Raw genomic sequence first — 11667 nt, forward strand, 5'->3', positions numbered from 1 at the left:
TTATCGTCATTTTTGTTCTCCTTTAATTTGTACCAATCCGTTTAATACTTGATCTAAACCGCCATACACTGAGATCTGATTAATACGTTCCGCAATACTTTCCAGTGTCTCCAATTCTTTCAAGCGTAAGGCAATCGGATTGTTTTCCATCACTTTTGCGGTATTCAGAAGCGATCGGGTTGCTGCAGTTTCTTCCCGACGACGAATAACATTCGCCTGTGCAGACTTTTCTGCTTCCACAACCTGCGACAGAATAGTCTTCATATCGCCGGGCAAAATAATGTCTTTCACACCAAGTGATGCCACTTCCAACCCAAAACGCCGGGCAATTTGCTGGATCTTTTCACCAACCAGATCATCAATAACCTGCTTATTCTCCAACAATTCATCCAGTGAGCGCGTGCCTACTATTTCACGCAAAGCAAATTGCAACTCTCGGTACAGATATGAAACTGGATCACTGAGTTGTTCATATGCCATCAGAACATCCTGATAACGCCAGTTAGCGGATAAGTTAATGCGCAGATTTACCTTGTCACGGGTCAGTATCTCCTGACCGCTGATTTCCAGTACCTGTAACCGGGTATCAACAATTTCAACAAACACATCATGCCCGACACGCCAATAACCTTTTAATCCCGGCTGTAATAATTCCTGTGCAATTCCATCAACCTTCAAAACCCCTACATGCCAAGCCGGGATTTGAGTAATCAATACACTATCTGAGCCTTTCACACTGCGTTTTCGCGCCATAGCAGACATTAATAGTGAAACCAATTCAGCATCAGCTTCCAGCTCAGAGGATTTCAGTACCTCTATGCGGCGGGGATTTCCATTCTTCCACTGCAAACTACGGGTTGCCGGAGGCAGAATTTCGACCAACACAGCATGCTCGTATAGCAACCCCATTTCATCATCGGCAATTTCAATACCATCACAAAATTCATCGACCCAATCGCTATGCTGCTGACGTAGATGTTCTGCCAGATTGTCTTCAACCTTAGCTTGTGAACGGGTATCGACAATTTCCACAGAGATGTCATAGCCAACACGCCAATATCCATACAGACCTGGCTGTAACAGCTCCTGTACAGTGCCATCAATTTTCAAAATGCCGACCTGCCATACTGGGATCTGTGCAATCAGGATATTATCCAACCCTTTCACAGTGCGTTTATGGGTTTTTGCAGCGTGCAACAGGGAGACTAATTCAGGTGAAATTTCCTGTTCCGTCGTTTTACGGATTTCACACCGGCGTAACCCACTATTTTTCCAATATAGGCGGCGAGTTGCAGATGGTATAATTTCATTCAGTAAATCATACTCATACAATAGCCCCATCTCATCTTCAGCCAGCTGGATGTCATCACAATACTGTTCGACCCAATCGGCATGATACTGGCGCAAATGCTCTGCCAATTTTGCTTCTATTGCGCCACCACTAAGGTTAAAAGTCGTCAATTGCAATTTGTTAAACCAATCGCTAAAACGATATTCACCTGCGGTTAAAACCCGTAAGTACTCACCTTCTTTTGCCAGTAAACCAATTTGTCCCTGCAATATTTTTATTTTCTTCATCATAGTTATTTTTCCTTTTCATTCCCTGCACTCTGAAAACTGGGCATCAGGGCGAAGCCAAGGGGGAAATACATCGGTACTCAGACAGCAGCAGCTCAGTATTCTGCCCTTAACCCAGCATCATCTACCGGGTTTTCAAAGCGGTGACTCTCAAGTGGCAGTCACAGGGGTTTTCACTTCTATATTTTATTTTGTGTTTTACTTGGAGAGTAAAAGACCATATCCCTTATATGGTGCGAACTTGGGACTCGAACCCAATGTAACCCTGTATTATTCGCTAAACGTCCCTCGCTGGCGGAATACATACAGTGAAATGGCCTCATGCCATTACTGATGTACCGGCTGGGTTCAGAACCCATGCAATTCCAGCATGTTGACGCTTATAGTTATTGCCAATCCCGTGCCAACTTTGAAAATAGGCAAAAATATTTATTATCATAATGAAAATTAAAGTTTTTTATTTTTCCCTATTTTCAATGATTGTTTTTGTCATTTGATTTTCTTATCTTTTTATATCGTTTTTTATAAATTTAGATAATCAATAACAGAGGCAAGGATGAAACGCAGAGTTGCTATTGGGGTTTTAGGAACAACATTAGATAGACGTGGGAAAAAAGCGAATCGCTGGACAAAATGGCGTCCTACTATTGGGCTATGCCAGCAGCCTGAGCTGCCAATTGACAGGCTGGAATTACTCTATCAGGCAGATAACTACAGTCTGGCACAAAGGGTTAAAGAAGATATTGAAGAAACCTCCCCACAGACCCGGGTTATTCTGCAAGAAGTTCAGATTAATGATCCATGGGATTTTGAAGAAGTTTATACCGCCCTGCTTGATTTTGCGGTTCGCTATCCTTTCGATATTGAGAATGAAGAGTATCTGGTACATATCACGACAGGTACTCACGTTGCCCAGATTTGCTGGTTTTTGCTGACTGAAGCCCGTTATCTGCCAGCTCAGTTGATTCAAACATCTCCCAGAAATGGCGACCGCGATAGTCATCCTGAAGGAGTCTATACTGTTATCGATTTAGATCTCAGTCGCTATACCACGCTAACCAGCCGCTTTCTGCGTGAACAACAAGAGCAAGTGGCGTTCCTGAAATCCGGCATCGCTACGCGCAATGCCAGCTTTAACCACCTGATAGAACAGATTGAGCGTGTTGCGCTGCGCTCTTCCGCACCGATCCTGTTGACCGGGCCAACCGGAGCCGGCAAATCCTTTCTGGCTCGGCGTATCTATCAACTCCGCCAATCACGCCATCTGCTTAAAGGGCGTTTTGTCGAAGTAAACTGTGCAACATTGCGCGGTGATAATGCCATGTCTACACTGTTTGGACACGTCAAAGGGGCATTTACAGGGGCAATACAGCAGCGAACCGGCCTATTACGCGAAGCCGATGGTGGTATTTTATTTCTGGATGAAGTGGCCGAGTTAGGACTTGATGAACAAGCGATGTTATTGAAGGCGATTGAAGAAAAAAACTTTCTGCCGTATGGCGCTGATAGGGAAGTTTACAGCAACTTTCAGTTAATTGCCGGCACTCACCGGGATCTGCGGGATAGGGTTACTCAGGGAAAATTCCGTGAAGATTTATATGCCCGTATTAATATGTGGACTTATCAGTTACCCGGACTGGCTCAGCGTCGTGAAGATATTGAACCAAATATCGACTATGAACTGGCCCGCTATGCACAAATACAGCAAACACAGGTTCGTTTTGATAAAGAAGCCCGGCAGATTTACCTGCGTTTTGCCTGCTCAGAACAGGCCAAGTGGCGGGGAAACTTCCGTGAATTAAGTGCATCAGTCACCCGCATGGCAACGTTTGCTGAAAATGGCCGCATCAATCAGCACTTGGCAGAAGAAGAAATCATCCGCCTCAGACAACACTGGCGAGGAGAAAATAGTTCCTCCCTACTACCGGATCATTTAGCAGAAATTGATCTATTTGATCGCCAGCAATTAGAAACCGTTATCAACGTTTGCCGGGGATCTGCCAGTTTATCCGAGGCCGGTCGTAAGCTCTTCGCTGTTTCCCGCCAACAAAAGAAACAACCCAATGATGCCGATAGATTACGTAAATATCTCGCCCGATTCGGCTTAGACTGGGAAAATATTCAGCAAAATTAGGAGAAAACGATATGGAACTAAAATTTCTGGGGACCAGCGCGGGTGTCCCGACTAAAGAACGCAATGTCACCAGCCTTATTCTCGACTTACAGGAGATCCGCAGCGCACTGTGGATGTTTGACTGTGGTGAAGGAACACAGCACCAGATCCTTCACTCTCCGATTAAAATCTCCAAACTGGAAAAGATTTTTATCACTCATTTGCATGGGGATCATATCTTTGGTCTGCCCGGCTTACTATGCAGCCGATCAATGGGCGGCTCCACCGATCCATTAACACTATACGGGCCAAAAGGGATACGCCAGTTTGTGGAAACCACATTGCAACTAAGCAGCTCCTTTCTGACCTATCCCCTCGAAATTATTGAAGTACAACCCGGATTACTTTTTGATGACGGCACAATGAAAGTCACCGCTTATCCCCTGAATCACCGTGTGGAATGTTATGGCTATCGGATTGAAGAACATGACAGGCTCGGTACTCTAGATGCACAGAAGCTGGATCAGGATGGAATTCCCCGTGGCCCGTGGATGCAAACCCTAAAACAAGGCGGTACGGTCACATTGGAGGATGGGCGGACAATTTCCGGTAAAGATTATCTGGGAGCCCCAATTCGTGGCAAATCATTAGCGATTTTCGGGGATACCGAACCCACGCCGGAAGCCCTGACACTCGCGGCTAATGTTGATGTCATGGTACATGAAATCACGCTGGAACATGCGTTTGCCGCAAAAGCCAATGAGCGTGGTCATTCCACCACTAAACAGGCGGCAACACTGGCGCGTGATGCCAAGGTAAAACAGTTTATCGCAACGCATATCAGCGGACGTTATGGTAAAGAAGATTGTCCACGTTTACTGGCTGAATGTCGGGAAATATTTCCGAATACTGATTTAGCTGAAGATTTTGCGGTATTTGTCGTTAAATAGTTTTATAAAAATAGATTAACTTAAAAAATAATATTAATAATTTTTCGATTCTATTTCATATAGAAAAGTAAAATTAAAAAATTAACAATCCCGCCTTAAATGACGGGATTTTATCCCCTGAGTGATTAAACTAATCCATATTAAATAATTTAGATAATCCTTTATTTATACCACAATCAGTTATTCTCTTCGGTTTATACTTTATCCATAATGCTTCATTTGAAATCCAAGGAGGAGAAACAGGTTTTTTATTCATCCAGAATTGAATTTTACTCGCAACTTCTTTACTATATCTGTTCCGATAAATCCATCTCAACTCTTTTGCTGTTATAGATTTACCCATTACATTTGATTTATTTACAACTGCTTCCATATTTAACGCATCGAGTATGAAATGTATATGCATCCCCTCAGTAAGCTGGCAATCACTCATAGTGACCCATGATATTCCTCCTTTACATTTCCTTCCTATAGTGACAGGATTTTTCGTTGTATTTTCTTCAAGAACAGTATGATACTTCTCATGGCTCCTAAGATGTGAATAGTAACTTTCTTTATATTTTTCATACTCAGGAAAACTAGCAATATTAAGATAGCCTCTGTATTCCTTATCTCTCTCACGCATCCATGGAATACTACGTGCCCAGGCATTATTCCTAAATTTATCTACAAAATCCTTCATTTCTCTTTCTTCAACTGGAATCAAATAATAATTCATCATTGTCGGTTTAAAAAATTCTTGTCCCGAAATTGATTTAGGAAGTCTCTTTTCAACGATTTTAAAATTATCTAACCCACTGATATATTTCTCTCTTTCATTAGTTAATCCATATATAAGATCACCCTCAAAAAACTCATTTCTAAAAGGTTGTGAAAAAGGCATAAATTATCCTCTTTATAAAAAAATAAAAAACAACGTATTATAGCCTGTCTTATTAAGCGGGAAATTATTTTTTAACAATGATAACAGCGACTAATATAAATAGTTCTATCTCATCATAAAGAATGATAATAGCCTGCACACCTTCGTTTGCGGGTCACTGCTTGAAACAAAAATTTTTCTCAACAAATCTTGCAGTGAATACAATCGCGAGTATAATGCGCGACGATTTGTCGGGAGAAAACATGAAATACTGCATTGCAAAACGCCAATCTAACGAAGCACTGCCAACGGGCAGCCTGAGCGTATTGTTTTCCCCATTACTAACCGAACATTTAAAAGCCCCTCAATTGAGGGGCTTTTTTTCGTCTGCCCAGTCCAAGGCTAAAAGTCATAAAAGAGGAATGTCAACATGGCTAACCCGTTATATCGCAAGCATATCATTTCAATTAATGATTTGAGCCGCACAGATCTTGAATTGGTATTGCAGACGGCAGCCGCCCTGAAAGCCAATCCACAGACTGATGTACTGAAGCACAAAGTCATCGCCAGCTGCTTCTTCGAAGCCTCTACACGCACCCGTCTCTCTTTTGAAACGGCTATCCAGCGGCTTGGTGCCTCTGTGGTTGGCTTTGCGGACAGCAGTAACACCTCATTGGGAAAAAAAGGTGAAACGCTCGCCGATACTATTTCTATTATCAGCCAGTATGCTGATGCGATTGTCATGCGTCACCCACAGGAAGGTGCTGCCCGTCTTGCTTCTGAATTTTCCGGTCATATTCCGATCATTAATGCCGGCGATGGTGCAAACCAACATCCAACCCAGACACTGCTAGACCTGTTTACCATTCAGGAAACTCAAGGCAAACTGGATCACCTGAAAATCGCGATGGTTGGTGATTTGAAATATGGCCGTACTGTCCATTCACTGACGCAGGCACTGGCGAAATTTGAGGGCAACCACTTCTGCTTTATCGCGCCCGATGCGCTTTCTATGCCGAACTATATTCTGCATATGCTGGATGAAAAACAGGTGAGCTACAGCATTCACAATAATTTTGAAGATGTGCTGCCTGAGCTGGATATTCTGTATATGACCCGCGTTCAGAAAGAGCGTCTTGATCCTTCTGAATATGCCAATATCAAAGCCCAGTTTGTGCTACGTGCGGCAGATTTGGTGAATGTCAAAGAGAACCTGAAAGTACTCCATCCCCTGCCACGTATTGATGAAATCACTGTTGATGTAGATAAAACGCCTTATGCGTATTACTTCCAGCAGGCGGGTAATGGAATTTATGCTCGTCAGGCGTTGCTGTCACTGGTACTGAATGAAAATGTTGCTATAGATTAATGCTGAATAATTAATTAACATAAATAAGCAGTTATAAATATTATGACTAAGGTAATTAGCTCTTAGTCATAATATTATTCTTCTCAATCCCCTTTGATATCATTTCTTCAAAAACCCTTAAAAAATAAAGAAATACAGAAAAATACTAATCATAAAGATGATACACTGTCATATATTGATTCAAAAAATTGAATACCTCTCTAAATACTATTCCAATAATTCAATTCATCAAATGAAAGATTGAACCTCTAAAAACCCCACTATTGTTTTTATAGTCAGATATCTCTGCAATGTATTGATAACTTTCACATGCTGAAAGGATGAAATGAAATTACGCACATGTAATCCTGATGAAATATCGTAGTGGATACGCTCACAATTTACATTTGTGGGATAGTTGACCAAAACCAATGAGAACGCACTGATATAAAAAGGAATATAAAAAATAATTCCAAACTTGGACATTATTGAGATGCTTTACCATACTTAAGTATGGGCTCTTTTTCCTTTAATGGAATTGGTCGGTTCTAGATTTTCCACAATGTATCCCATTACATTTTTTATAAATTATATTTAATAAAAAACCTCCATAGATTTAACTTGCCATCATGGTGATATGTTTTTTATTTAAGGTTTTTATATGAAAATAAATAAATTAAACTTATATATAATAACGCTATCCATATTATTCCCTTGTCTTAGTAGAGGCTATGCAAATAGCTTAAAAAACCATTCTTTCATTCCAAATTACGAGAGTAATAATTCAGTAAAAAATATAAACATTCTTTCATCAAAATATAATCTAATTTTTAAAAACAGCAGTGAATCTGGTAAGTTACAGATTCACATGATTAATAATAAATGCATAAAAGATCATGGATATGAATATATCTATGTGAAGGGTGGAGAAAGTTATGGTGAAAACATTATAGATTACGATACAATATTCAGCTGCCTCGGTGAAGAGAAATTCGTGGAATGGACTGCAACTACCTATCATAACCTTCAAGCATATAAATCATGTCATTTAAAATTATTAATACATCCAGACTCAATTGTAGGGCCATGGCTTAGTTCGGTTAATACATCCGATTGTTCTCTTGAAATCAACGCTATTTGCAAAAAAGACTATAGCTGTTTAAATCATGGAATTTTGATTGAGGATGGCTATAGTATCAACATAGATCTCAAGGATGATTATATTTTTACACCACCAAAAATTACTTCCTCCGCTCCACAAGAACAAGCCCAAAATAACTATATCACTATTATGGGACAGGGTCTTATGAAAGATGAATCGTTACCTTATATTGTTACTAATTTTGACCAAAATAAATATAAAGTTGAGATTACAGAAGAAAAAGGGGCTCAATGGCAGGCAAAGGTTTGGATAAACTGCGAAATAATTCCCAGAAAAATTAGTATTGAGGGTATTGAAAATTCAGGAATTACTATTAAAGGGCCACCATGTGGTGCAACCATAACGTCAATGAAGGATGCTCAAATTATACCTGATGGAAAATATGACATATCCGGTTTAATTAATTCTAAAATTCCAGATGATGCTAAAAAAATCAAAGTATCAATTTCCAGTTTTGATGATCCTGATTACACTCATCCTTCTGAACCAACGAAAGAATATACCCCTGATGTTGATTTTAATTCTGGCACATGGAGCATTAAAGGTTTAACATCAAAATGTTTTAATTACTATAAAGCATCTGTGTTTTTTAACCAGAATAGGAAAGGGGAAAATAATCTACCCGGAAAAAGAGAAATTAAATTTGGAGTAGCACGTTGTCCGGTAAAAATCACAAAACCTGTTATGCATAAATTTATTATTTCAACAGACGACAATCCTAAACAGATTGTAATTGAAGGGAAAGTAACGGAAAAAACACCTCTCGATGTAATTGCAAACTATTATTCAAATGGTGAACATGTTCTCCCAATTATTTCTCGCATTGGAAATAATTGGCAAGCAAAAATGAGTAATCCCCCTGCCGGCTTTATAAAAATTAAAGCTAAAAACACAGGAACGCCAAATATTCCTATTCAAAATAGCGATGACGAAGTCACTATACTGAAATCAAAAGATTTCTCTGTAAAATATGAAATCATCGATAATGTATTTATCCACTTCTATGGAACTTCCATGCCTACAGAGGATAAAAAAATCAGTGAGTTCAAAGAAAGCCTCCACCCTAAAATAATAATATTTTCTGATGATGTAAAATCGGAAGAAATAATTCCTGATGAAAGAGGAAATTGGAGTTCAGACAATGAATATTATGCTAAACGAGGAGTATACTTTTTTACTATCCATGAAACATCTGATAATAGAAATTATCCAGCAAGGAAAGATAAAAAACTGGAATGTACTGGAGGTAATGACCATATGACTTGCATTGAAAAAAATAATTAATCTCCCCATTAAGGAGGCTGCTATGATTATATTTAAAGTGTTTTTTATCCTCTCTTTATTATCTTACAGTATAAATGTATTTTCAGATACTGTATTGCCCCCCCATCCAATAGAAACAATTGCTGGAGGAGAAGAAAGCTGTATTGATAGTAAAAATAGTAAATGCAAACCTTGGGTTGTGAATATTCATGGTCAAGATAAATCAGGGAAATATATTTTTTCATGTAGTGGTTCTCTGATCTCTCCAGGCTATGTTTTAACAGCAGCACATTGCCAGGGTGACAATAAAAAAATTGAAACATATTCGATTGAAAATTACGAAAAAAAAGTAATGGGTACTGCACCATATAAAAATTTCACTAAATACCTTGGGGATGCGGATTTTGCATTAATAAAATTAGATAATCCTATTAGTTTAGATAATTATGGTCATGTTCGTCGTTTCTTTGACTATAATGAAGCTTATGAAAAAATAGATAAAAATTATTATAACGCTTCTATCTATGGCTATGGTAATTTGGGAATTGATCCAACAACAGGAAATCAGATAAAAAATGCCGGAGAAAAACAGCAGAGAGCCGATGTTAATATTGTCACTAATGCTGTAGATTATAAGGCAAATCATGGGATTCTTATAAAAGAAAATGAAGATTTAAAGTCAGGAGTTATACAATCTGGAGACTCTGGTGGCCCAATTATTTGGCATGATACAATCATCGGTGTTGCATCCACAACAAAGGATACTCTTAAAGTTAAGGATAGAAATAAAGTTCGTCCATTCTTTTTCGCTTCAGATGTTACAGGTAAATATTTTACGACCGCCTTTAAGGAAAAAAGAAACCTAGGCAATTGGTTTTCTCACATAATGGAACAAATATGGATCTATAATCCGGATTGGGGTCAAAATTTAAGTAAAAGGAGAAAAAACATACCTGTAGAGGGATTCGGACATCAATTTACTGAGATCAATCTTCGTTACTCCATTGATCACAAAGATGAAAAAAATACTCAATGTAAGGTAGGCGTAGACAGAAAATGGAAATGTTATATCCCATATGATTCTTATTTTACTAAAAAAATTAAGGAAAAAAATGAATATGAAATTACTATTACAGCTGAAGAGTTAAATAGAAATGATAAATCATGGAAGAGTGATACCATAACAGCAAAAATACCCAGTGCAGAGCAAGAAGCTGGTATTATTTATCCATCAAATAAATCAATAGTTCTAACCAAAAACTTTACCATACATGGATACGCCGCTCCTGGTTCTGATATAGAATTGACATTAAGATCTAACCCTAAGTATGGTAAAGAAAGTTATACACAGGATATATTATGCTCTGGATTAAAAAACAATCAATTGATAGAAACAGGTGAGAATGGACTATGGTCATGCAGTATAATGCCTGATATTAATCTTAAAAATTTAGGAAAAGATGACAACTATAATATAACTATATCTCAAAAAGCCCAAAAGAAAAAAATCAGCGATCAAGTCAGCATCAGTTTAAAACCAGAAGATTATTCCACTTTAAATGTTGAGCCAAACAAAAATAGAAAAGGAAGCATATATAGAAAAATATTAGAATATAATGTAAATTATGCTAACAATGCAAAACTAGTCTGTATTTTTAACGGTTATTATGCAAGTTGTAAAAATAACCATCAAGATAAAAATAATTTTCATTTAAGAAATTCTTTTTTATCAAACGAAGATTTTGATTCAATCCCAATACAGATTGTCGATATCAATGCAATACAAAAACTGGATAACGTTGACCCGAGTGATCCAAAGTTATGGTATCATGACTCTTTCGAATCTGAAGGCGGATATTTTATGCCTTCTTTTAATAAAGAATATAAGATTGAATCACCAATAAAAATCTTATCCACTAATACACAAAATCAAACATTCGCTGGTTTTGGTGGTGATAATCAACGTTATACTCTCTCAAATGATGATACATTTTTGCCTTCAGAATATTCTATCTGCATGAAAAAAAGCAGTCATTCACCTTCAAATTCCCCTCAATGCAATAGAAATGATAATAATATCTACGTAAAAATCCCATTGAAAGAGGGTAAATATTTTTCCGAATTACCAATACAATATAGTAATTTTGGGAAAAGACATGATTTTCCAAATTGGAGTTTATCGCTTCCTCCTGAATTGAAAGACGGGCTTTATTATATTGAGGTCATGGACAGGTTTATCCCTCTAGGACTCAATATTGAGCCTCATCTTTTGTCAGATTTCTTACAAAAAACATATTTTGAAATCGAAACCCCTGACGTTGACCTTACAAACCCGGAAAATATCTCAGATACCGTTACGACGGTATCAGGAACTGCCAGTCTTCCCGGTGA

Annotated in this window: 7 protein-coding genes; 5 read left to right on the forward strand and 2 right to left on the reverse strand. The window is 38.3% G+C overall.

The window, feature by feature from the left end:
- Positions 1–6: 6 nt before the first annotated feature.
- Complete coding sequence (locus tag AAC855_RS08230; protein ID WP_340609123.1) at positions 7–1038, reverse strand: slipin family protein; 1032 nt, start codon at positions 1036–1038, stop codon at positions 7–9.
- Between the two features lie 1096 nt (positions 1039–2134).
- Here AAC855_RS08230 and rtcR point away from each other — a divergent pair.
- Together rtcR and rnz are read left to right on the forward strand one after the other, a co-directional pair.
- The gene (rtcR, locus tag AAC855_RS08235; RefSeq protein WP_340609105.1) at positions 2135–3712 is read left to right on the forward strand and encodes an RNA repair transcriptional activator RtcR; all 1578 of its coding nucleotides are present in this window, start codon (positions 2135–2137) and stop codon (positions 3710–3712) included.
- An 11-nt stretch (positions 3713–3723) separates the two neighbouring features.
- Positions 3724–4641 (forward strand): ribonuclease Z, encoded by a 918-nt coding sequence (gene rnz, locus AAC855_RS08240; protein ID WP_340609106.1) that lies wholly within the window; start codon positions 3724–3726, stop codon positions 4639–4641.
- Between the two features lie 130 nt (positions 4642–4771).
- Here rnz and AAC855_RS08245 read toward each other — a convergent pair whose 3' ends face one another.
- Positions 4772–5524 (reverse strand): hypothetical protein, encoded by a 753-nt coding sequence (locus tag AAC855_RS08245; RefSeq protein WP_340609107.1) that lies wholly within the window; start codon positions 5522–5524, stop codon positions 4772–4774.
- Between the two features lie 409 nt (positions 5525–5933).
- On the opposite strand from AAC855_RS08245, the gene pyrB reads away from it, so the two are divergent.
- The 3 genes from pyrB to AAC855_RS08260 all read left to right on the forward strand — a co-directional run.
- Positions 5934–6872, forward strand: a complete 939-nt coding sequence (pyrB, locus tag AAC855_RS08250) for an aspartate carbamoyltransferase (RefSeq protein WP_340609108.1) — start codon at positions 5934–5936, stop codon at positions 6870–6872.
- A gap of 640 nt (positions 6873–7512) precedes the next feature.
- Positions 7513–9297 carry a hypothetical protein gene (locus AAC855_RS08255; RefSeq protein WP_340609109.1) on the forward strand — a complete coding sequence of 595 codons (1785 nt, stop codon included), beginning with the start codon at positions 7513–7515 and terminating at the stop codon, positions 9295–9297.
- A gap of 22 nt (positions 9298–9319) precedes the next feature.
- Positions 9320–11667 (forward strand): trypsin-like serine protease (locus tag AAC855_RS08260; protein WP_340609110.1); only part of this gene is annotated, 2348 nt, incomplete at its 3' end.

This window comes from Xenorhabdus bharatensis (assembly GCF_037996705.1).
Taxonomy (GTDB): Bacteria; Pseudomonadota; Gammaproteobacteria; order Enterobacterales; family Enterobacteriaceae; genus Xenorhabdus; species Xenorhabdus bharatensis.